Origin of the sequence: Janthinobacterium svalbardense (genome assembly GCF_002327145.1) — a bacterium.
Classification (GTDB): domain Bacteria; phylum Pseudomonadota; class Gammaproteobacteria; order Burkholderiales; family Burkholderiaceae_D; genus Janthinobacterium; species Janthinobacterium tructae.
In genome coordinates this window covers 1,027,708-1,050,845 of record NZ_CP023422.1, presented here as the reverse complement: position 1 = coordinate 1,050,845, position 23,138 = coordinate 1,027,708, and the positions used below count along the sequence as shown (strand labels likewise).

General features: G+C 57.2%; 16 protein-coding genes, 2 tRNA genes and 4 rRNA genes. 7 read left to right on the top strand and 15 right to left on the bottom strand.

The features are described from left to right. Positions 1-4: 4 nt before the first annotated feature. From CNX70_RS04580 to CNX70_RS04520, 13 genes are all read right to left on the bottom strand, one after another. Positions 5-1,535 (bottom strand): 16S ribosomal RNA (locus tag CNX70_RS04580). A 433-nt stretch (positions 1,536-1,968) separates the two neighbouring features. Next, positions 1,969-3,048: a tartrate dehydrogenase gene (locus CNX70_RS04575; RefSeq protein WP_096233744.1), complete on the bottom strand. Its 1,080-nt coding sequence runs from the start codon at positions 3,046-3,048 to the stop codon at positions 1,969-1,971. 38 nt (positions 3,049-3,086) lie between these two features. Beyond that, positions 3,087-4,577, bottom strand: a complete 1,491-nt coding sequence (locus CNX70_RS04570; RefSeq protein WP_096233743.1) for a DUF3482 domain-containing protein — start codon at positions 4,575-4,577, stop codon at positions 3,087-3,089. Beyond that, positions 4,574-6,052 carry a DUF2868 domain-containing protein gene (locus tag CNX70_RS04565; protein ID WP_096233742.1) on the bottom strand — a complete coding sequence of 493 codons (1,479 nt, stop codon included), beginning with the start codon at positions 6,050-6,052 and terminating at the stop codon, positions 4,574-4,576. The genes CNX70_RS04570 and CNX70_RS04565 overlap by 4 nt, the downstream gene beginning before the upstream one ends. Positions 6,053-6,114: 62 nt before the next feature. Next, entirely contained in the window at positions 6,115-6,750 is a 636-nt protein-coding gene (locus tag CNX70_RS04560) for a phosphatase PAP2 family protein (RefSeq protein ID WP_167389612.1), read from the bottom strand. Between the two features lie 273 nt (positions 6,751-7,023). After that, positions 7,024-8,250 carry a sensor histidine kinase gene (locus CNX70_RS04555; RefSeq protein ID WP_096233740.1) on the bottom strand — a complete coding sequence of 409 codons (1,227 nt, stop codon included), beginning with the start codon at positions 8,248-8,250 and terminating at the stop codon, positions 7,024-7,026. Continuing rightward, the gene (locus CNX70_RS04550) at positions 8,237-8,926 is read right to left on the bottom strand and encodes a response regulator transcription factor (RefSeq protein ID WP_096238272.1); all 690 of its coding nucleotides are present in this window, start codon (positions 8,924-8,926) and stop codon (positions 8,237-8,239) included. The genes CNX70_RS04555 and CNX70_RS04550 overlap by 14 nt, the downstream gene beginning before the upstream one ends. 127 nt (positions 8,927-9,053) lie before the next feature. Further along, a 5S ribosomal RNA gene (rrf, locus tag CNX70_RS04545) occupies positions 9,054-9,166 on the bottom strand. A 139-nt stretch (positions 9,167-9,305) separates the two neighbouring features. Continuing rightward, positions 9,306-12,195 (bottom strand): 23S ribosomal RNA (locus CNX70_RS04540). A gap of 260 nt (positions 12,196-12,455) precedes the next feature. Continuing rightward, positions 12,456-12,531 (bottom strand) — tRNA-Ala (locus tag CNX70_RS04535). Between the two features lie 27 nt (positions 12,532-12,558). Further along, positions 12,559-12,635: transfer RNA gene (locus CNX70_RS04530), tRNA-Ile, on the bottom strand. 98 nt (positions 12,636-12,733) lie between these two features. Then, positions 12,734-14,264: ribosomal RNA gene (locus tag CNX70_RS04525) — 16S ribosomal RNA — on the bottom strand. The 16S, 23S and 5S rRNA genes sit together here with 2 tRNA genes alongside, the layout of an rRNA operon. A 377-nt stretch (positions 14,265-14,641) precedes the next feature. Then, a complete protein-coding gene (locus tag CNX70_RS04520; RefSeq protein ID WP_070282850.1) occupies positions 14,642-15,418 on the bottom strand; it encodes an enoyl-CoA hydratase in 777 nt (258 codons plus the stop codon). 76 nt (positions 15,419-15,494) lie between these two features. Between CNX70_RS04520 and CNX70_RS04515 the strand changes: the two genes are divergently transcribed. Both CNX70_RS04515 and CNX70_RS04510 read left to right on the top strand, forming a co-directional pair. Continuing rightward, complete coding sequence (locus tag CNX70_RS04515; RefSeq protein WP_244199039.1) at positions 15,495-16,796, top strand: MFS transporter; 1,302 nt, start codon at positions 15,495-15,497, stop codon at positions 16,794-16,796. A gap of 137 nt (positions 16,797-16,933) precedes the next feature. Continuing rightward, a complete protein-coding gene (locus CNX70_RS04510; RefSeq protein ID WP_096233739.1) occupies positions 16,934-17,371 on the top strand; it encodes a universal stress protein in 438 nt (145 codons plus the stop codon). 34 nt (positions 17,372-17,405) lie between these two features. Here CNX70_RS04510 and mltA read toward each other — a convergent pair whose 3' ends face one another. Beyond that, complete coding sequence (mltA, locus tag CNX70_RS04505; protein ID WP_244199038.1) at positions 17,406-18,653, bottom strand: murein transglycosylase A; 1,248 nt, start codon at positions 18,651-18,653, stop codon at positions 17,406-17,408. 49 nt (positions 18,654-18,702) lie between these two features. On the opposite strand from mltA, the gene CNX70_RS28495 reads away from it, so the two are divergent. Next, positions 18,703-18,849, top strand: coding sequence for a hypothetical protein (locus tag CNX70_RS28495; RefSeq protein ID WP_165829277.1), 147 nt, complete (start codon positions 18,703-18,705; stop codon positions 18,847-18,849). Between the two features lie 23 nt (positions 18,850-18,872). Here the strand turns inward: CNX70_RS28495 and apaG are convergent, their stop codons facing one another. Next, a complete protein-coding gene (gene apaG / locus CNX70_RS04495; protein ID WP_071079584.1) occupies positions 18,873-19,247 on the bottom strand; it encodes a Co2+/Mg2+ efflux facilitator ApaG/CorD in 375 nt (124 codons plus the stop codon). A gap of 159 nt (positions 19,248-19,406) precedes the next feature. Between apaG and rpe the strand changes: the two genes are divergently transcribed. The 4 genes from rpe to CNX70_RS04475 all read left to right on the top strand — a co-directional run bounded on the left by rpe (position 19,407) and on the right by CNX70_RS04475 (position 23,113). Then, positions 19,407-20,081: a ribulose-phosphate 3-epimerase gene (gene rpe / locus CNX70_RS04490; protein WP_071079585.1), complete on the top strand. Its 675-nt coding sequence runs from the start codon at positions 19,407-19,409 to the stop codon at positions 20,079-20,081. 11 nt (positions 20,082-20,092) lie between these two features. Next, positions 20,093-20,797: a phosphoglycolate phosphatase gene (locus CNX70_RS04485; protein ID WP_096238269.1), complete on the top strand. Its 705-nt coding sequence runs from the start codon at positions 20,093-20,095 to the stop codon at positions 20,795-20,797. 254 nt (positions 20,798-21,051) lie between these two features. After that, positions 21,052-22,548 carry an anthranilate synthase component I gene (gene trpE / locus CNX70_RS04480; protein WP_096233737.1) on the top strand — a complete coding sequence of 499 codons (1,497 nt, stop codon included), beginning with the start codon at positions 21,052-21,054 and terminating at the stop codon, positions 22,546-22,548. Position 22,549: 1 nt separating this feature from the next. After that, on the top strand, positions 22,550-23,113 hold the full coding sequence (locus CNX70_RS04475) for an aminodeoxychorismate/anthranilate synthase component II (protein ID WP_096233736.1): 564 nt from the start codon (positions 22,550-22,552) through the stop codon (positions 23,111-23,113). Positions 23,114-23,138: the final 25 nt, after the last annotated feature.

Below are 23,138 nucleotides of genomic sequence, written 5' to 3'. Positions count from 1 at the left end.
CTAGAAAGGAGGTGATCCAGCCGCACCTTCCGATACGGCTACCTTGTTACGACTTCACCCCAGTCACGAATCCTACCGTGGTAAGCGCCCTCCTTGCGGTTAAGCTACCTACTTCTGGTAAAACCCGCTCCCATGGTGTGACGGGCGGTGTGTACAAGACCCGGGAACGTATTCACCGCGACATGCTGATCCGCGATTACTAGCGATTCCAACTTCATGCAGTCGAGTTGCAGACTACAATCCGGACTACGATACACTTTCTGCGATTAGCTCCCCCTCGCGGGTTGGCGGCGCTCTGTATGTACCATTGTATGACGTGTGAAGCCCTACCCATAAGGGCCATGAGGACTTGACGTCATCCCCACCTTCCTCCGGTTTGTCACCGGCAGTCTCATTAGAGTGCCCTTTCGTAGCAACTAATGACAAGGGTTGCGCTCGTTGCGGGACTTAACCCAACATCTCACGACACGAGCTGACGACAGCCATGCAGCACCTGTGTACTGGTTCTCTTTCGAGCACTCCCTGATCTCTCAAGGATTCCAGCCATGTCAAGGGTAGGTAAGGTTTTTCGCGTTGCATCGAATTAATCCACATCATCCACCGCTTGTGCGGGTCCCCGTCAATTCCTTTGAGTTTTAATCTTGCGACCGTACTCCCCAGGCGGTCTACTTCACGCGTTAGCTGCGTTACCAAGTCAATTAAGACCCGACAACTAGTAGACATCGTTTAGGGCGTGGACTACCAGGGTATCTAATCCTGTTTGCTCCCCACGCTTTCGTGCATGAGCGTCAATCTTGACCCAGGGGGCTGCCTTCGCCATCGGTGTTCCTCCACATATCTACGCATTTCACTGCTACACGTGGAATTCTACCCCCCTCTGCCAGATTCTAGCCTTGCAGTCTCCAATGCAATTCCCAGGTTGAGCCCGGGGATTTCACATCAGACTTACAAAACCGCCTGCGCACGCTTTACGCCCAGTAATTCCGATTAACGCTTGCACCCTACGTATTACCGCGGCTGCTGGCACGTAGTTAGCCGGTGCTTATTCTTCAGGTACCGTCATTAGCAAAAGATATTAGCTCTCACCGTTTCTTCCCTGACAAAAGAGCTTTACAACCCGAAGGCCTTCTTCACTCACGCGGCATTGCTGGATCAGGCTTTCGCCCATTGTCCAAAATTCCCCACTGCTGCCTCCCGTAGGAGTCTGGACCGTGTCTCAGTTCCAGTGTGGCTGGTCGTCCTCTCAGACCAGCTACTGATCGATGCCTTGGTAGGCTTTTACCCTACCAACTAGCTAATCAGATATCGGCCGCTCCACGAGCATGAGGTCTTGCGATCCCCCACTTTCATCCTTAGATCGTATGCGGTATTAGCGTAACTTTCGCTACGTTATCCCCCACTCTAGGGTACGTTCCGATATATTACTCACCCGTTCGCCACTCGCCACCAGAGCAAGCTCCGTGCTGCCGTTCGACTTGCATGTGTAAGGCATGCCGCCAGCGTTCAATCTGAGCCAGGATCAAACTCTTCAGTTTAATCTCTGTTTAATGTCATTTCTGACAGGTCGGACAGTATCACTACCATCCAAATCTTTTGCATTGCAAAAGATTTGCTCACTCAAAAAACTGACAGGCTACTTCCGAAGAAGTATCCTATTTCATTATTTCTTGTGAACATTTGATATTTTAAGTTAGACGCCAATCCGAAGATTGACGCTGCACTTACATCAAATGCCCACACTTATCGACTGTTAATTGTTAAAGAACGGTATTCTGTACTGCTTTCGCGCTACTGACAAAGCGTTGTGTTTGTCAGCTGCGAAGAAGGAAGAGTATGAAGCATTTCACTACATCCGTCAACTCCTTCTTTTCCTGCTCATCGCCGTTTCCGGTGATCCTCAAGTGCCGCATTTGACTGCGTCTCATTGGGGAGGCGAACTATAGCAAAGCCATCCACAGGCGGCAAGCTTTATTTCAGCAATTCGGCAACCGCCATGCCCACCTCGGTCGTACTGGCGCCCCCACCCATATCCGGCGTACGCGGACCATGCTCGAGCACCTGCTCGATGGCGCGCACAATCGCGTCATGTGCGGCCGTGTACCGGGCGTCGCCATTGCCGAGGAAATCGAGCATCATGGCGCCCGACCAGATCATACCGATCGGGTTGGCGATATTCTGGCCATAGATATCGGGGGCGGAACCGTGCACCGGTTCAAAGACTGACGGGAAAGTGCGCTCCGGATTGATATTGGCCGACGGCGCGATGGCGATCGTTCCCGTGCACGCGGGGCCCAGGTCAGACAGGATGTCGCCAAATAGATTCGACGCCACCACCACATCGAAACGCTCCGGGCTGAGCACGAAACGGGCTGCCAGGATATCGATATGGTATTTATCCCAGTGCACATCGGGAAAGCCAGGACCCATCGCTTCCACCCGTTCATCCCAGAATGGCATGCTGATCGCGATGCCATTCGACTTGGTCGCCGATGTCAGGTGTTTTTTAGGCCGACTTTGCGCCAGCTCAAACGCATACTTCAGGATACGGTCAACGCCCTTGCGCGTAAACACGGATTCCTGCAGCACCGTTTCGCGCTCTGTCCCCTCGAACATGCGCCCGCCCACGGACGAATATTCACCCTCGGTATTTTCCCGCACTACATAGAAATCGATATCACCAGGCTTCTTGTTCGCTAGCGGGCATGGCACGCCCGGCATCAGCCGCACGGGCCGCAAGTTGACGTATTCGTCGAACTCGCGCCGGAATTTCAATAGGGACCCCCATAAGGAAATATGGTCAGGCACTTTGTCCGGCCAGCCCACGGCACCAAAATAGATCGCGTCGAAGTCCTTGAGCTGGCCAAACCAGTCCGAGGGCATCATCTGGCCATGCTCGAGGTAATAGTCGCAATTCGCCCATGCCATGGTCGTGAACTGCAAGTCGATATTGAAGCGGCGCGCGGCGGCCTCGACAACACGCAGCCCTTCCGGCATGACTTCATTGCCTATGCCATCGCCGGCGATGACGGCGATTTTATGTGTGCTCATGGGAAGCCCTGTTGGAAATAGGCGATGGAAGCCCGTATTTACATCTGCTGCGCCACATCCGGGTACAGACGCGCCAGCACATCGGCAGTAATCGCCGTGATAATGGGCTGCACACGCTCGGCCGCCACTTCAGTTGATTTCTCGCGGCGCACCTCTTTCCACAACTCGGCCAATGCGCCTTCATGGCGCGCCACCGCTTGCTCGACCTCGTCTTGCCAGAAGGCTGGCGCCTCGCTTTCCACGAAGTTGCCGCGGCCACGGCCAAAATGCGCCACCGCCAGGTAACGCAGCACGCCCGCCACCACCAGGGTACGCAGGAAGGCATCCGTAAATTGCATGGTGGGCTCGTTGCGGTCCGTGCCGGAATTAAAACCCCAGGCTGCGCCCGCAAACGTCAGTGCACCGACCACGCCGCCGAGCAAGGCGCCTGTGCCCAAGGTCAGGCCGCCGGAAATCAGGTCAGCCGACAAGCCCGTCGCCGCACCGGAAATCATGGCGCCCAACAGCCCCGCTTGCGCCTTGTCGATCGGCGCGCGCACGGCAAAATTATCGCGCACCCGAGTATTGATCTTATGCGCATCGGTAGGGTCGAGTTTGTGCAAGATCAACAATTCACGCGTCGTTTCGCCGCTATGCGTATTGAGCCGCGCCACCAGATTGGCCATCGCCTTTTCTTGCCTTTGCTGTTCAGCATTCTTGCCGATACCCACGACTTGCAAGGCTGATTTCAGCAAGCCCTTGGAGGCGGGCTCGATGGCTTCGCGATCCTGCCCAGCCACGGCCAGCTGCGTGGCCAGCAAATGCATGGCCTGCTGGAAACGTGCCGTATTCTGCGTTTGCCAGGTAGCAAACAAGCGCGCATAGCCAGCTTGCTGCGACTGTGGCAACAACTTGCCCACGGCTTCGTAAAACACGCGTTCATGTACCCAGCAGCGAGCAAAGGCATCGAGCGCCAGGACGTCGCGCACGATCGGATATTGCTGTAAATGCTCGCGCCAGCGCGCCTGCTCGCCGTGTTCCTCATTGCCCGGACGCGGCGGCCCCATCTGATTGAGCAAGACCACCACGGGCTTGCCCAACCATTCGAGGATTTTCATTTCCGCCGGCAAATAACCCGCATCCCTGGGATGCTCCGAGGAATTGACCAGGTACAGCACCACGTCGGCCGCATCCTTGGCCGTGCGCAGCGCTTGCTGGCTGAGCCAGAACGGGCGGTCGCGATAACGGTCCAGCACTTCGCGCAGGAACCAGCCGATGGGATTGCCCGCCTGCCCCAGCCGCTTGAGTAAGCGCACGGAGTCGCCAAAGCCAGGCGTGTCCCACAATTGCAAGGCATCGCCCTGCGGCGTCGCCAGCAAGGTGTGCGATTCGGCAAACACGGTCACGTGGGCGGCGTCGCGCACTTCGCCGATATCCACGCCCACCAGGGTGCGCGCCAGGGTGGTCTTGCCATTATTCGTATGCGAAATCAGTGCAAACTGAATCTGCACCGCATCATCCTGAATATCTTTATTCACATTCACACTCATGCTGCTGCCGATACTTTCAGCCCGACACCGGCGTCGAGCGGGTGCAAGGCGGGATTGAGCAAATTGACCAGGGTGGCCGGGGCTTGATGGAACAGGCAGAACTGTTGCCACAAGGCGACTCTTTCCGCCAGGCGGGCGGCATTATCCGTCTGCTCGCCAGCACGCTCCAAATAGCTGGACTCGTCGATCAGGACGGCGATGCCGCGCGCCGACGATTGCACCAAGTAATCGAGGAAGGCGCCGTGATTTTCCTTTTCCGGCGTCGCCGTCAGGTTGAACAGCACGGCCGTGATATTGACTTGCGGATCATTCAAGTCGGTACCGCGCAAGACCTCCTGCGGCTCTTCGCCATACGACGTCGATGGACGCAACATCATGCGCCCCTGCTCGCCAAACAGCATGATGGACAGCTGGCCCAATCCCTTGTGGCGCGCCTCATCGACAGTAAAGCTGTACGGCAAGACGCGCAGCATGCCGCCCGTGGCCACGCCGATGCTTTCATTGAGCTTGCGGAAATACGGTTGATCGAGATCCAGTGGAAAGTCCTTGGCCAGGCGCGCGGAGCGCCAATTGTTGACCAAGGCCAGGATCAGGCGGGGGACAACGACCAGCAGGAAAATCGTTGCCGCATACAAATGCACCCAGCGCGCGCCGCCTTCGACGGTCGTCGTTTGCGGGAAACGCAGCGCTTCGATCTCCGCCAGCGAAAAGCCTTGCAAATGAAACAGAGCAATCGCCGGCGCAAACAGGGTCGAAAGCAGGCTGTGCACCTGACTGGCATTCAGAAAGGTGCTTTCCCACCCGGCCGCGTATTGCGACAGGAAGCCGCGCGCATACAGCGAGGCGACGGCGCCGATGGCAAACATGGCGGCGCTCAAATGGATGGTACGGCTCAGGCGCGCGGCCGTCAGCTTGGCGCTCAGGTGCGCCCATTCCCCCATGAAACTGAGCAAGCCCGAGGACAGAGCGTGCGGCAGTTTGCGCGGCAAGGCCAGGCGGCCCACGCTCAGGTGGCGCACCAGTCCCGCTTTTGGCCAGCCCAGGGAGTGCGAGGGGATGCATAGCCAGATCAGCAAGCCCAGGTAAACCAGCACATTCCAGGCGATGATTAGCAGCAAGGGCGCCGACAGCAGGTCGACGCGGTGCGGATCGGTGATACGGTCGAGGCCAGCACCCAGCAGCAGGGCCAGCAATGGCAAGGTCAGCGCCAGGGTTTTCATGCCGTTGCGACGCTTCGCAAACGCAGCGAAGGCGGGGGTGCGCTCGGTGATGCGCTTGAGGATCAGCTCGGAGCGCTGCTGCAGGAAATCGTCACCTGTCACTTCGGCCTGCTTGCCCGAAGCTTGCCACTGCGCAAGCTCACGCGCGCTGCGGCTGGCATACATGCGGTCATCCTCACTGAGGACTTCTTTTTTCTGGTCGGCCGTCTCGATAGCACGGACCAATACCACTTCTCTCGCAATCTGCTCGTTCATGGTGCTCCTGTTTTTGTATGAAACGACAACTAGACAGGCAGATTGTGACGTACTTTTGTGTTTCAGGCCAACGCGTCCTCGGCCCGGAACAAATGATGCAGCAGATATATCAGAAAAGCAGCGATCCAGGCAGACCACAAGGTGTGCGTAAAAAATTGCGTACCTTGCAACTGCTGCTGCCAGCCTGCCGCCAAACCGCACAACAGCATGATCCCTGCCAGCAGAAGCGCCATGCGTGGCCGTGCTGGCAGGCAGAACAATGGTAAAGCCAGCGTCCACCAGGCAATGTTTGCCTGGGTCGCCGGCAGGCAAGCCATGGCAGACGCACTGGCGGGTAATGTTTCCAGCAGGCGCGCGTAAGGTTCCAGTCCGCCATAGCGCAGCAAATCCGTGGGGCAAGGCACATCGCTGAAGGTGGAGAGCAAATAGATACTTGGCGGCACCAAGATGGCCGACAGGGCCACGACGCGCAAGGCACTGCGGCGTGATGCAAGCCAGGCCAGCGGACGCAAGGTATCCCAGATGGCCAGGCCGATCACGGCGGCGCCAAGCAAGGTCATGCCAAACTGAAAACTGCCCACCAACGCGCTGTCAGCGCCGGCAAATTGCCCACGCTGCCCATCAAACATACTGTCGGCGATCATGAGGTCGAGGTTGCTGTAATTGCCGATCCAGACGATCAGCATGGCTGACAGCATCAGGATGCTATCAATGCCTTTGGGAGTTTTGATGAGTTTAAGCTTGGCCAGCATGGGTGCACACATTACTTAATGAGATGAAAGGGACTGGCGGCACAGGATTGCAGCCATGGAAGTCATCGTACAGTGTCAATATGAAGAGAACATGACGCTGCGCGCCGCGCACAACACGGACGGGGCAAGACGCGCTTCCATAATCACCTTACAAGTAACGGCATGAATTGCGCGTCAACAGGGCGTTAAGTTTTCGTTAAGTGCTCGCAAAAAGCCGGCTTAAATGAAATCAATCCGCAGCATGGTGCCGCCAGCGGGGCGGACATTGAACGCCAGGTCCGCGCCCAGATACAGGCAGATGCGTTGAACCAGGCCCAGCCCCAGACCTGTGCCGGATGAACCACTCAGATTGGCCGGTACGGGTTGATGCAGAAGGCGCGCGCGGGCCGCTTCGGGTAAGCCCGGCCCCGTATCCTCGACGATCAGCGCGCGTCCGGCCAGGCGCACGATCACTTCTCCCTGCAAGGTGTACTGGCAGGCATTGCGCACCAGATTGCCAATGGCGGCGGCCAGCAATTCACGCGGGGCGTTGACCAGAAAATCCTCGCCATCCGCAAACACCAGGGTAAGCGGTTTGCCTGCCGTATATGATTGACAGCGCAGGCATTCCTGGCGAGCCAGTTCCGCCACGGAGAGTGACGTGCACTCCAGCAATTCCGGCGCGCGCGCCAGGCGCAGCAGCACCGTCACGGAGTCGCTCGCTTCGTGCGCAGCCCGGTAGATCCGTTCGGAGGCGGAGCGCACCAGCGGGTCATCGCCGCCGTGTTCCATCAGGATTTCCGCCGCCCCCGTGATCACGGTCAGCGGCGTGCGCAATTCATGACTGACATCGCCCGTAAAAAAGCGTTCACGGTCAAGAACTTCGGTCAACTCCGCCGTACGTTCGGCAAAAGCGCGTGCCAATATCCCCAATTCATCGGCACTGTCCTGCAGTGGCAACGCCGCCTGTCCGGCCTTGACGGCCTGCGTCAGCGACATGATTGGCGTAATCAAGCGATTGGCGATAAAGGCGCCCAGCAGCGAAGCACAAATCAGGAAACCGATAAAAGCAAGGGCAAACATGCTGTACACCACCAGCTCGATCTTTTCATACTCGGTGGCATGATCGATGACGACGAATTCCCCATGCACATCGCTGCCGACCAGCACGTGCAAATCGACACCGTCGACGGTTTTCTCGTGCATGCCGGGCGCCAGGCCACGCAAGGGCAACGGCGTATCTTCAGCATGATGAAAGCTCAAGCCAGTTGGCATTCCGACAGACAAGCCGGCCGCATGCCTGGGTGAGGCCCAGGCCGCCACTTCTTTCAGGCGCTCGTCGACCAGGCGCACTTCGATACCCTCGACGGCAACGGCGGCGATAATGGCAAAAAAGATGCTCGCCACGAGAGCAAACAGCAGGTAGGCGACGATGATGCGCCGCTTCAGCGATTTAAACGGACGCATCGCTACTCAATAATTTATAGCCGATGCCGGGAATGGTGCGCAGCATGGGAAAGGCATACGGTTTGTCGAGCACTTGCCGCAGCGCATGGATGTGCGTGCGCAGGGCATCGCTGTCGGGCCGGTCATCGCCCCAGACCTCATGTTCGAGCAGCTCGCGCGGCACCAGCTTGGGCGCTTCGTTCATCAGGCATTTCAGGATGATGTAACCGGTCCTGGTCAAGGTCAGGGTCTGGCCCGCGCGTCGGACTTCGAATTTTTCCGTGTCGAAACGCAGCTCACCCACAGCCAGCACGGCGGCCGCCGTCGTTTGCCCGCGCGCGCGGCGCAGCAAGGCTTTCAGGCGGATTTCCAGTTCCAGCAGCGAGAATGGCTTGACCAGGTAATCATCGGCGCCACTATCAAAACCGGCGACCTTGTCTTGCAGGGTATCGCGCGCCGTCAGCATCAGCACCGGCGTGCTATTGCGCAATTCACTGCGCAGTTTCTGGCACAGTTCCAGTCCCGTCAGGCCGGGCAGCATGACATCGAGCACGATCACATCGTATTCATGCTGGGCCAGCAAGGCCAGGCCGGCATAGCCATTCATGGCCGAATCGAGCACATGACCCTTCGGTTCCAGATAGGCGTAGAGATTGGCGAGAATATCAGGGTTGTCTTCAATGATCAGAATGCGCATACCGCCATTGTAGGTCGAATTAGGCCGCAAGCCGTCATCCGACACCAGCACCAGCACCAAACAAAACCGCAAGACGAAAAAAAACCCGACCATTGCTGATCGGGTTTTTCTCTACTGCAAATAACAAGCCTGACGATAACCTACTTTCACACTGGTTGCAGCACTATCATCGGCGCAAAGTTGTTTCACGGTCCTGTTCGGGATGGGAAGGGGTGGGACCAACTTGCTATGGTCATCAGGCATAACTTGTACTGGCATTTGTCCTCAATGGAGCGACAAAGCCATGAATCTGGAAGAAGCAAAGATTGGGGTAATGAATAGTAGTATCAACAAACGCACAACGTTGTACCGTCTTATCCTCTGTACCTGCTAAGGTTATAGGGACAAGCCGTACGGGCAATTAGTACTGGTTAGCTTAATGCATTACTGCACTTCCACACCCAGCCTATCAACGTCCTGGTCTCGAACGACCCTTCAAAGAGCTCAAGGCTCTGGGAAATCTCATCTCAAGGCAAGTTTCCCGCTTAGATGCTTTCAGCGGTTATCTCTTCCGTATTTAGCTACCCGGCAATGCCACTGGCGTGACAACCGGTACACCAGAGATACGTCCACTCCGGTCCTCTCGTACTAGGAGCAGCCCCCTTCAAATTTCCAACGCCCACGGCAGATAGGGACCAAACTGTCTCACGACGTTTTAAACCCAGCTCACGTACCACTTTAAATGGCGAACAGCCATACCCTTGGGACCGGCTACAGCCCCAGGATGTGATGAGCCGACATCGAGGTGCCAAACTCCCCCGTCGATATGAACTCTTGGGAGGAATCAGCCTGTTATCCCCAGAGTACCTTTTATCCGTTGAGCGATGGCCCTTCCATACAGAACCACCGGATCACTATGTCCTACTTTCGTACCTGCTCGACTTGTCAGTCTCGCAGTTAAGCACGCTTATGCCATTGCACTATCAACACGATGTCCGACCGTATCTAGCGTACCTTCGAACTCCTCCGTTACACTTTAGGAGGAGACCGCCCCAGTCAAACTGCCTACCATGCACTGTCCCCGATCCGGATAACGGACCAAGGTTAGAACCTCAAACAAACCAGGGTGGTATTTCAAGGTTGGCTCCACGAGAACTAGCGTCCCCGCTTCAAAGCCTCCCACCTATCCTACACAGATTGGTTCAAAGTCCAATGCAAAGCTACAGTAAAGGTTCATGGGGTCTTTCCGTCTAGCCGCGGGTAGATTGCATCATCACAAACATTTCAACTTCGCTGAGTCTCGGGAGGAGACAGTGTGGCCATCGTTACGCCATTCGTGCAGGTCGGAACTTACCCGACAAGGAATTTCGCTACCTTAGGACCGTTATAGTTACGGCCGCCGTTTACTGGGACTTCAATCAAGAGCTTGCACCCCATCATTTAATCTTCCAGCACCGGGCAGGCGTCACACCCTATACGTCCACTTTCGTGTTTGCAGAGTGCTGTGTTTTTATTAAACAGTCGCAGCCACCAGTTTATTGCAACCCTTTCACCCTCATGGAGTAAACCAATCAAGCTACCGGGGCGTACCTTTTCCCGAAGTTACGGTACCAATTTGCCGAGTTCCTTCTCCCGAGTTCTCTCAAGCGCCTTAGAATACTCATCTCGCCCACCTGTGTCGGTTTGCGGTACGGTCTCGTATGACTGAAGCTTAGAGGCTTTTCTTGGAACCACTTCCGATTGCTTCGTGCACAAGTGCACTCGTCTCAACCCCTTGAATTACGCACCCGGATTTGCCTAAGTGCCTTCTATGAGCCAAAAACCAACTATTCCAACAGTTGGACAACCTTCCGCGATCCGTCCCCCCATCGCATCATACGACGGTGCAGGAATATTAACCTGCTTCCCATCAGCTACGCATCTCTGCCTCGCCTTAGGGGCCGACTCACCCTGCTCCGATGAACGTTGAACAGGAAACCTTGGGCTTACGGCGTGGAGGCTTTTCACCCCCATTATCGCTACTCATGTCAGCATTCGCACTTCTGATACCTCCAGCATCCTTTACAAGACACCTTCGCAGGCTTACAGAACGCTCTCCTACCATATATATCTGTGATAAATCACAGAACAATATCCGCAGCTTCGGTGACTGGCTTAGCCCCGTTACATCTTCCGCGCAGGACGACTCGATCAGTGAGCTATTACGCTTTCTTTAAATGATGGCTGCTTCTAAGCCAACATCCTGACTGTTTTAGCCTTCCCACTTCGTTTTCCACTTAGCCAATCTTTGGGACCTTAGCTGGCGGTCTGGGTTGTTTCCCTCTTGACGCCGGACGTTAGCACCCGACGTCTGTCTCCCAAGCTCGCACTCATCGGTATTCGGAGTTTGCAATGGTTTGGTAAGTCGCAATGACCCCCTAGCCATAACAGTGCTCTACCCCCGATGGTGATACTTGAGGCACTACCTAAATAGTTTTCGGAGAGAACCAGCTATTTCCAAGTTTGTTTAGCCTTTCACCCCTACCCACAGCTCATCCCCTAATTTTTCAACATTAGTGGGTTCGGACCTCCAGGGCGTGTTACCGCACCTTCATCCTGGCCATGAGTAGATCACTTGGTTTCGGGTCTACACCCAGCGACTGATCGCCCTATTCGGACTCGATTTCTCTACGGCTTCCCTATGCGGTTAACCTTGCCACTGAATGTAAGTCGCTGACCCATTATACAAAAGGTACGCAGTCACGGAACAAGTCCGCTCCTACTGTTTGTATGCACACGGTTTCAGGATCTATTTCACTCCCCTTCCGGGGTTCTTTTCGCCTTTCCCTCACGGTACTGGTTCACTATCGGTCGATTACGAGTATTTAGCCTTGGAGGATGGTCCCCCCATATTCAGACAGGATGTCACGTGTCCCGCCCTACTTGTCGCATGCTTAGTTCCACACATCGCATTTCACGTACCGGGCTATCACCGTCTATGGCTCCTATTTCCAGAGGATTCTGTTATGCGTCATGCTAAAACATGCAGGCTCTTCCCATTTCGCTCGCCGCTACTTTGGGAATCTCGGTTGATTTCTTTTCCTGCAGCTACTTAGATGTTTCAGTTCGCCGCGTTCGCCTTGCATACCTATGTATTCAGTATGCAATACCCTAAAAGGGTGGGTTGCCCCATTCGGAAATCTGCGGATCAAAGTGTGTTTGCTCACTCCCCGCAGCTTATCGCAAGCTACTACGTCCTTCATCGCCTGTAATCGCCAAGGCATCCACCATGTGCACTTATTCGCTTGTCCCTATAACGTTAGCCTCTCATCATTTACATGATGAAAGAGCGCTACAGGGATAAGAAAGTACAACGTTGTTGCTTGTTTGTTGATACATACAATCATTACCCATCAAGTCGCCTTATGCATTGCTGCACGCATAGACTTGATCAATAAATAATCTTTACTTCTTCCAGATTGTTAAAGAACGAAACAGCTTTGATCGCTAAAAGATCAAATCTAAACCGGGTCTGTTTGACTGGCTTACATTTGCACTTTCGAGTAAAACGTGGTGGAGGATGACGGGATCGAACCGACGACCCCCTGCTTGCAAAGCAGGTGCTCTCCCAGCTGAGCTAATCCCCCAGGATATTTCTACGACTCGGGTCTTGCTGGTAGGGCTGGTTGGACTCGAACCAACGACCCCCGCGTTATCAACACGGTGCTCTAACCAGCTGAGCTACAGCCCCAACGCGGAACTACTACGACTACTGTTTCTTCTTAATTAAACAGCCGATAAGTGTGAACATTTGATGCGTGAATCATTACTGACTCGTGCAAACTCTAGAAAGGAGGTGATCCAGCCGCACCTTCCGATACGGCTACCTTGTTACGACTTCACCCCAGTCACGAATCCTACCGTGGTAAGCGCCCTCCTTGCGGTTAAGCTACCTACTTCTGGTAAAACCCGCTCCCATGGTGTGACGGGCGGTGTGTACAAGACCCGGGAACGTATTCACCGCGACATGCTGATCCGCGATTACTAGCGATTCCAACTTCATGCAGTCGAGTTGCAGACTACAATCCGGACTACGATACACTTTCTGCGATTAGCTCCCCCTCGCGGGTTGGCGGCGCTCTGTATGTACCATTGTATGACGTGTGAAGCCCTACCCATAAGGGCCATGAGGACTTGACGTCATCCCCACCTTCCTCCGGTTTGTCACCGGCAGTCTCATTAGAGTGCCCTTTCGTAGCAACTAATGACAAGGGTTGCGCTCGTTGCGGGACTTAACCCAACATCTCACGACACGAGCTGACGACAGCCATGCAGCACCTGTGTACTGGTTCTCTTTCGAGCACTCCCTGATCTCTCAAGGATTCCAGCCATGTCAAGGGTAGGTAAGGTTTTTCGCGTTGCATCGAATTAATCCACATCATCCACCGCTTGTGCGGGTCCCCGTCAATTCCTTTGAGTTTTAATCTTGCGACCGTACTCCCCAGGCGGTCTACTTCACGCGTTAGCTGCGTTACCAAGTCAATTAAGACCCGACAACTAGTAGACATCGTTTAGGGCGTGGACTACCAGGGTATCTAATCCTGTTTGCTCCCCACGCTTTCGTGCATGAGCGTCAATCTTGACCCAGGGGGCTGCCTTCGCCATCGGTGTTCCTCCACATATCTACGCATTTCACTGCTACACGTGGAATTCTACCCCCCTCTGCCAGATTCTAGCCTTGCAGTCTCCAATGCAATTCCCAGGTTGAGCCCGGGGATTTCACATCAGACTTACAAAACCGCCTGCGCACGCTTTACGCCCAGTAATTCCGATTAACGCTTGCACCCTACGTATTACCGCGGCTGCTGGCACGTAGTTAGCCGGTGCTTATTCTTCAGGTACCGTCATTAGCAAAAGATATTAGCTTTCACCGTTTCTTCCCTGACAAAAGAGCTTTACAACCCGAAGGCCTTCTTCACTCACGCGGCATTGCTGGATCAGGCTTTCGCCCATTGTCCAAAATTCCCCACTGCTGCCTCCCGTAGGAGTCTGGACCGTGTCTCAGTTCCAGTGTGGCTGGTCGTCCTCTCAGACCAGCTACTGATCGATGCCTTGGTAGGCTTTTACCCTACCAACTAGCTAATCAGATATCGGCCGCTCCACGAGCATGAGGTCTTGCGATCCCCCACTTTCATCCTTAGATCGTATGCGGTATTAGCGTAACTTTCGCTACGTTATCCCCCACTCTAGGGTACGTTCCGATATATTACTCACCCGTTCGCCACTCGCCACCAGAGCAAGCTCCGTGCTGCCGTTCGACTTGCATGTGTAAGGCATGCCGCCAGCGTTCAATCTGAGCCAGGATCAAACTCTTCAGTTTAATCTCTGTTACTTTGCCATTTTATTGGCACCGTCTTGCGACGGGTCGCTCACTCAAAAAACTGACAGGCTACTTCCGAAGAAGTATCCTATTTCATTATTTCTTGTGAACATTTGATATTTTAAGTTAGACGCCAATCTGAAGATTGACGCTGCACTTACATCAAATGCCCACACTTATCGACTGTTAATTGTTAAAGAACGGTATTCGGTACTGCTTTCGCGCTATTGACAAAGCGTTGTGTTTGTCAGCTGCGAAGAAGGAAGAGTATGAAGCATTTCGCCAAATCCGTCAACCTTCTTTTCTACTACCCAGCCCCTGAAGGCTGTCCCTTTTGTGCCGCAAACTAGTGCGTCTCATCGGGGAGGCGAATCATATCAAAGACCATCGAAGTTTGGCAAGCGCTTTTCCAGGAAAGCGTGCATGCCTTCTTTTTGAGCAGGCGTGCCGAAGGCAGCCTGGAACAAGCGCCGCTCGTAGGCGACGCCATCGGTCAGCGTGGTTTCGAAGGCGCGGTTGACGCAATCCTTGATCATCATGGCAACCGAGGTCGGCATGGCGGCGATGGTCTTGGCGGCGGCCAGGGTTTCTTCCAGCAATTTATCGGCTGGCACCACGCGCGACACCAGGCCGATGCGTTCCGCCTCGGCAGCGTCGATGGTGCGCGCCGTCAGCAGCAGATCCATGGCCTTGGCCTTGCCAATGGCGCGCGGCAGACGCTGCGTGCCGCCTGCGCCCGGCGTGACGCCAACCTTGATTTCCGGTTGACCGAATTTGGCGCTGTCGGCGGCGATCAGGAAATCGCACATCATGGCAAGTTCACAGCCACCACCAAGTGCGTAGCCAGCTACGGCGCCCACCACCGGTTTGCGCACGCGCAAGATATGCTCCCAGTTGCGGCTGATGTAACCCTGGGTAAAGGTGTCCGGGTAGGTGTAATCAGCCATGGCGGCGATATCGGCGCCAGCAGCAAACGCTTTTTCGCTGCCCGTGAGCACGATGCAGCCGATATTCTCGTCCGCGTCGAATTTCAGCAGGGCGTCGCCCAGCTCATTCATCATGTTGTCGTTCAAGGCGTTGAGTGCCTTCGGGCGGTTCAGGCGGATGACCGCCACTTTGTCCTGGATATCGATGATCAAGTCTTCGTATTGCATAGTGTCTCCTCTGGATGAACGGTGTGACGATTGTAGCGGCTAACGGCGGCGGCGCGGCAGGTGCGCTGCTATTATTGTGAGCCCGATCACCTTTATCGAGCAGCGTATTCTCTCTTCCTTCTTCCAGTACTGCGCCCGCCACCTGCGCGGCGACGGCAGCGCCGCCAGCGTCAATTTTCTCCGCTTGTGGTTCAGCAACGGCCTCAATTGCTTCGGCGCCCAGATCACCTCGCTGGCCCTTCCCCTGTGCGCGGTATTGTTATTACATGCGACGCCAGAACAAATGGGGGTGCTCGTCGCCCTGCAGGCGCTGCCGTTTGCCCTCTTCGGCTTGCCCGTCGGCGTGCTGCTGGACCGGCGCAGCAAGCACCCGATCATGCTGTTCAGCGAAACCATGTCGGGCCTGGCGCTGGCCAGCGTCGCCGTCGCCTACTGGTGCGGCGTGCTGTCGATGCCCTGGTTATATATAGTGGGATTCATCATCGGCACGGGCTTCGTCGTCGGTGGCGGCGCGGAACAGGTTTTCCTGACCTTCCTGGTGGGCCGCGACGGCTTGATCGATGCGCAATCAAAATTTGCTGCCACCGAATCGGCTTCGCGCCTGATCGGTCCCGGCCTGGCCGGCGTGCTGGTGCAAGTCCTGTCGGCGCCCGTCGCCATCCTGTGCACGGCTTGCGGTTATCTGGTTTCTGTAATCAATTTGCGCGCCATGAGCGTGCGCGATCCACGTCCCGCGCCGTCCGACAAACACGCCTTGCGCGACATCGCCGACGGCTTGCTGTTTGTCTGGCGCGAACCGCTGCTGCGTGCGCTGGCCTGGGGCGCCGGCATCTGGCACTTCCTGTTTTACGCCAGCATGGCCTTGACGGTGCTGTTTGCCACGCGCGACCTGGGCATGAGTCCTGGCGTGCTGGGCATGACGCAGATGCTCGGGGGCGCCGGCGTGCTGCTGAGCGCCTTCATCGTCAAGCCATTGACGCGCCGCTATGGCGCCGGCCGCACCATTCTGATCGGACTGGCGTCCACCTCCGTCTGCTTTGCCCTGACGCCCACCATCCCCGCCGCCTTGTTCGGCAACGCAGCCGCCAGCGCTGTGGCGTATGCCGTACTGATGTTCTTTTTTGATTGCGGCGTGATGCTGTTCTTTATTCCCTACCTGGGCTTGCGCCAGAAAGTCACACCCGACCCCATGCTGGGCCGCATGACCTCGACCATGCGTTTCCTGACGGTGGCGACGGCGCCACTGGGCGCGCTGGCCGCCGGCTGGGTAGCGGAACACTTTGGCGTGCGCAATGGGCTGGCCTGCATCGCGGCAGGCAGCATCGCACTGACGATCGCCATGGTGTGGGGCACGCCGCTGCGTAGCGTGCGCACCTGAAGCGATAAACGGGCATACACTGCTGAAAGATTGCCTTGGCGACACTATTCATGCCAAAGCCTGTGAGTTTTGATTTACATCAAGGAATTAATTGAGGTAAATCCATAAGCTGTCTTACATCACTCTAGGAGCACGTCATGTTTAACACCATCTTATTTCCCACCGACGGCTCGCCGCTGTCCGACAAAGCGGCCGAGACGGCCCTCGCCTTTGCTCAATTGAACAAGGCCAAGCTGGTCGCCCTCAGCGTGGTGCAACCGTTTCCGTTCTCGCCGATGGCCGATGGTGGCATCGTGCTCGACGCCAGCCTGTATGAACAGCAGATGCAGGAAGCATCGCAACGCGCCGTCGACAAGATCGGTGAAGCGGCGCGCGCCGTCGGCGTGCCCTTCGAAGGCGTGGTCGTCGTCTCGCCCAGCCCGCACGAGGAAATCGTCAATGCGGCGCAAACCTACCATTGCGACATCATCCTGATGGCCTCGCATGGCCGCAAAGGCTTGAACAAGCTGTTCGTGGGCAGCGAAACGCAAAAAGTGCTGGCGCATACCCATTTACCAGTCATGGTCCTGCGCTAAGCGACACCACGAACTGCCCGGCGCCGCGAGAATCTCAGCGCGCCGGCGCCTGCTTCGGCAACAACACCCACACGGCGCCACTCTGCTTCATGCGGCCCGCATTCTCGGCCGCTTCCGCACCGAAACCAAAGAAGTAGTCGACCCGGATGGGGCCGCGAATGGCGCCGCCCGTATCCTGCGCCATCACCAGCCGCTGCATGGGAATCTCGCTATTGGCTTGCGTGGTGGACAGGAACACGGGCGCACCCAGCGGCAGGAAGCGCGAATCGATGGCCACCGAGCGCTGCGGCGTCAACGGCACGCCCAATGCGCCCTTCGGCCCCACTTTCGGGTCGGGCAGGCGCTCTTCCTTGAAAAAGACATAGCTCGGATTGGCGTTGAACAATTCATCTTTGCGCGTGGGGTGGCCGGCGATCCACGCCTTGATGCCCTGCGCGGACGCCTGGCTGAGCGTCAGCTCGCCCTTGTCGACCAGGTAGCGGCCGATGGATTTGTACGGGTGGCCATTCTGGTCCGCATATGCCACGCGCACGGTTTCCTGCGTATCGGTCAGTTGCACGCGCCCGGAACCCTGCACTTGCAGGAAGAACGCTTCGACTTCGTCATCCACCCACAGCAATTCCTTGCCCGTAACTGCCGTGGCGCGCTCGATGTCGGCGCGGGTCGCGTACGGGATCACCTTCTTGCCCACCAGCTTGCCCCGCAAGCGCATGTTCTTCAATTCCGGATATATGCCTGACAAGTCCACCGAAACGAGATCGTCTGGCACCTTGTACAGCGGCGTCTGGTATGGACCGCCCCGCTTGCGCGCGCCATGCAGCAGCGGCTCGTAGTAGCCCGTCACCAAGCCGGTACTGGCGCCATCGGCGGTGACGACTTGATTGGGCACAAAGAAGGTCTCGAAGAACAGGCGGATGGCCTTGTCGCTATCAGCATTCACCTGACGCGCAATCGTGCACGATTCCTTCCAGTCCGGGCGCTTCACCAACACGCCGCACGAAGCCATGAACGCGGGCCAGGCGGCGCGCATGTCGTCGCGGGCCCAGCCTGGCAAAGCGGCAAATTTGGCGGGCACGAACGTTGGGGCCGCAGCATCGGTCGCGTCCTTGGCATCCTTGGCATCCTTGGCCTCGGCCGGCTTGGCCGGCACCGGCCTGACGACGGTCGGGGCGATGGCTGGCGCCTTGCCGCCGGTGGCAGCGGGTGGGGTGGACGGCGTGGTACAGGCGGAAAGCGCAAGCGCGACGGCGCCGACTGAAACGGGTAGACTACCGCGTGTCAACAGACGGCGGGTAAATACTAAGCTGCGGGTAAATAACATAGGGGTGCGTATGTGGATCTTGATGATAGAGGCGCTGGTAGCGTTCTTCTTGCTGGCATTTATAGTCTGGTGGACCATGTATTCGGGTAAAAAACCCGCGCCACCGGCGCGCAAGCAACTCGGCGAAGAACAGGACAGCACCGAAAAGCTGAAGTAAGGGGGCAAGCCCCCGGCGTTGCGTTAATGCAGGGTACGCGGCACCGACAGCACAAACTCGGGAATCGACGCTTCGAACTGATGACCATCCTCGGCCACGCAGAAGTATTCGCCGTGCATCGAGCCTTGCGGCGTGCCCAGCATGGTGCCGCTCGTGTATTCGAACTGCTCGCCCGGCTGCAGCAGCGGCTGGTGGCCGACGGCGCCCAGGCCACGCACCTCTTCCACCTTGTTGTTCGCATCCGTGATGACCCAGTGGCGCGAAATCAGTTGCGCGCCTGCCGTGCCCGTGTTGACGACGCGAATCGTGTAGCTGAACACGTGCCGCCCCTGGTCGGGGGCCGATTGCTCGGGCAGATATTGTGTCTTGACCGTTACCGTAAATTCATAAGTCGCCATCGTCATTCCTATTCAGACATTGCCAGTCGTATATTGTGTGTCGCGCGCGCCGCATTGGCCATCGCGCGCCGTGTATTCTGCGTTCCAGTAAGGCATGGTAACGGCGTCAAGCGTAAAATAGCGCATCTTCGCACTTTCTACTCTTAGCCCTAAGCCACCATGACAACATTCCGTATCGCTCCCAGCATCCTGTCCGCCGACTTTGCCCGCCTGGGCGAGGAAGTGCGCAACGTCGTTACCGCCGGCGCCGACATCATCCACTTCGACGTGATGGATAACCATTATGTGCCGAACCTGACCATCGGCCCGCTGGTGTGCGAAGCGATTCGCCCGCACGTGCAAGTACCCATCGATGTGCATCTGATGGTCAAGCCTGTCGATCGCATTATCCCGGATTTCGCCAAGGCTGGCGCGAACATCATCACCTTCCATCCGGAAGCGTCGGATCACCTTGACCGTTCCTTGCAGCTGATCCGCGACAATGGCTGCAAATCGGGCCTGGTGTTCAACCCGGGCACGCCGCTGCACTACCTGGAACACGTGATGGACAAGATCGACATCATCCTGATCATGTCGGTCAACCCGGGCTTCGGCGGCCAGTCCTTCATTCCGCAAGCGCTGAAAAAAATCGCCGAAGCGCGCCGCATGATCGACGAATCGGGCCGTGACATCATGCTGGAAGTCGATGGCGGCATCAAGATCGACAACATCGGCGCCGCCGCTGCCGCCGGCGCCGACACCTTCGTCGCCGGCTCGGCCATCTTCGGCAAGCCGGATTACAAGGCAGTCATCGACGCCATGCGTGCCGAATTGGCAAAAGTGACGGGCGCCTGATGCAAGCGGGCATGGTAAAAGACCACGTACTGGCCGGCGTGCGCGCCGCCATCATCGACCTCGATGGCACGATGCTCGACACCGTGCCCGATTTTCATGTCGCCATCAACGGCATGCGCGCCGAATTCGATCTGGCGCCCATCAGCGCCGACGCCATCAAGCTGATGGTGGGCAAGGGCTCGGAAAACCTGATCCGCGCCGTACTGGCACTCGACTTCGACGCGGCCGGCGTGGAACAGCATTTCGAGCACGCCATGGACGCCTACCAGCGCCACTACCTGGCCGTCAACGGCCAGTACAGCACCCTGTACCCGGACGTGGAAGCAGGCCTGGCGGCGATGAAGGCGGCGGGCCTGCGCCTGGCCTGCGTCACCAACAAGCCGATCGCCTTCGCCCTGCCCCTGCTGCAACAGAAAAACCTGGCGCAGTATTTCGAGATCGTCTACGGCGGTGATTCGCTGCCGCAGAAAAAACCGCATCCCATGCCGCTGCTGCAAGTGTGTGCGGACTTCGACCTGGCGCCCGCCAAAGTGGTGGCCATCGGCGACTCCTCGAATGACGCGCAAGCGGCACGGGCTGCGGCTTGCCCCGTGTTGACCGTACCGTATGGTTACAACCACGGACACTCTATACACGACACCGATTCCGATGGTATAGTAAATACGCTGCTCGAAGCGGCGCATTTTATTAGCATGCACAACAGACCAGCATACTGACCCTACCTAACACCATATCGTGAACACGTTTCTCATCAAAAAACACAATGTCACCCAAACCGGCTCGATTGAGGCCTGGCTTTGGCGACGCTGGCAATCCTGGCAGGCCTAAGGGCCGAGCCGTGTAAGATTGCTGTCGGCGGCACGCGCGCATTTGCGTGTTGTATGCGCCGGCAGGTTTTTTGATAACCCACCGCAGGATCTGTGCTTTTAAGCACGACGCACACGCGTACCCTGGCGGCATGGAGAAACACATGACCGAACTCGAATTCAAATCGCTGTCCCAGCAAGGCTACAACCGCATCCCCCTGATCGCGGAAGCTTTTGCCGACCTGGAAACCCCGCTCACGCTATACCTGAAACTGGCGCAAACCCAGCAAGGCGGCAAGAACACCTTCTTGCTCGAATCTGTCGTCGGCGGCGAACGCTTCGGCCGCTATTCCTTCATCGGCCTGCCCGCCACCACGGTGCTGCGCAGCCATGGCAACCGCACCGAGATCGTCAGGAACGGCGCCGTGATCGAAGAGCACGAAGGCAATCCGCTCGACTTCATCGAACAGTACCAATCGCGCTTCAAGGTGGCCCTGCGCCCCGGCATGCCGCGCTTTTGCGGCGGCCTGGCCGGCTACTTCGGCTACGACACCGTGCGCCACATCGAGAAAAAGCTGGCCGGCGGCGCGCCGAAAGACGACTTGAACCTGCCCGACATCCAGTTGATGGTGACGGAAGAACTGGCCGTCATCGACAACCTGTCCGGCAAACTCTACCTGATCGTGTATGCCGACACCACGCAACCCGAGTCGTTCTCGAAAGCGCGCCAGCGCCTGAAAGACTTGCGCATAATGCTGCGCCGCGGCGTCGATGCGCCCGTCACCAGCGCCTCCGTACGCACGGAAACCATCCGCGACTTTTCCAAGGAAGACTACCTGAAGGCCGTCGCCAAGGCGCATGAATACGTGATGGCCGGCGACTTGATGCAGGTGCAGATCGGCCAGCGCATCCGTAAACCGTATGTCGATTCGCCGCTGACCCTGTACCGCGCCCTGCGTTCGCTCAATCCGTCGCCGTATATGTACTTCTATAATTTCGGCGACATGCAGATCATCGGCGCCTCGCCCGAAATTTTGGTGCGCAACGAGAAGCTGGCGGACGGCGGCAATAAAGTCACCTTGCGTCCCATCGCCGGCACCCGTCCGCGCGGCGCCACGCCAGAGCGCGACGCCGAATTGTCGGCCGAACTGCTGGCCGATCCGAAAGAGATCGCCGAGCACGTGATGCTGATCGACCTGGCGCGCAACGACATCGGCCGCATCGCCGAAACGGGCAGCGTGCACGTCACCGACCGCATGGTCATCGAAAAATACTCGCACGTGCAGCACATCGTCTCGAACGTGGAAGGCACGCTGAAAGATGGCCTCTCGAACCTGGACGTGCTACGCGCCACCTTCCCCGCCGGCACCCTGACGGGTGCGCCGAAAGTGCGCGCCATGGAAGTGATCGACGAGCTGGAAATCACCAAGCGCGGCATCTATGGCGGCGCCTGTGGCTACCTGTCGTTTGGCGGCGAAATGGATGTGGCGATCGCCATCCGCACGGGCGTGATCAAGGACGGCATGCTGTATGTGCAGGCTGCGGCCGGCATCGTGGCCGACTCGATCCCCGAAATGGAATGGCAGGAAACCGAAAACAAGGCGCGCGCCGTATTGCGCGCCGCCGAACAAGTGCAAGATGGCCTGGATGGGGAGTTTTAAGATGCTGCTGATGATCGACAACTACGACTCCTTCACCTACAACATCGTGCAGTATTTCGGCGAGTTGGGCGAAGACGTGCGGGTCTACCGCAATGATGAAATCACGCTCGAACAAATCGAAGCGCTGAACCCGGACCGCATCTGCATCTCGCCCGGCCCGAAAGCGCCGGCACAGGCGGGCATTTCGGTGGCAGTGCTCAAGCACTTCGCCGGCAAGAAACCGATACTCGGCGTATGCCTGGGCCACCAGGCCATCGGCGAGGCGTTTGGCGGCAAGGTCATCCGTGCCAAGCAGGTCATGCATGGAAAAACTTCCCTCATCGCGCATACGGGCGTGGGCGTCTTCAAGGACATTCCCAGCCCCTTCACAGTGATCCGCTACCACTCTTTGGCGATCGAACGCGCCTCGCTGCCTTCCTGCCTGGAAGTGACGGCGTGGACGGACGACGGCGAAATCATGGGCGTGCGCCACCGGGAATACGATATCGAGGGCGTGCAATTCCACCCCGAATCGATCCTCTCGGAGCACGGCCACGCCCTGCTGAAGAATTTCCTCGAGCGCTGATCCCATGCGCACGCCACGGCGTGCC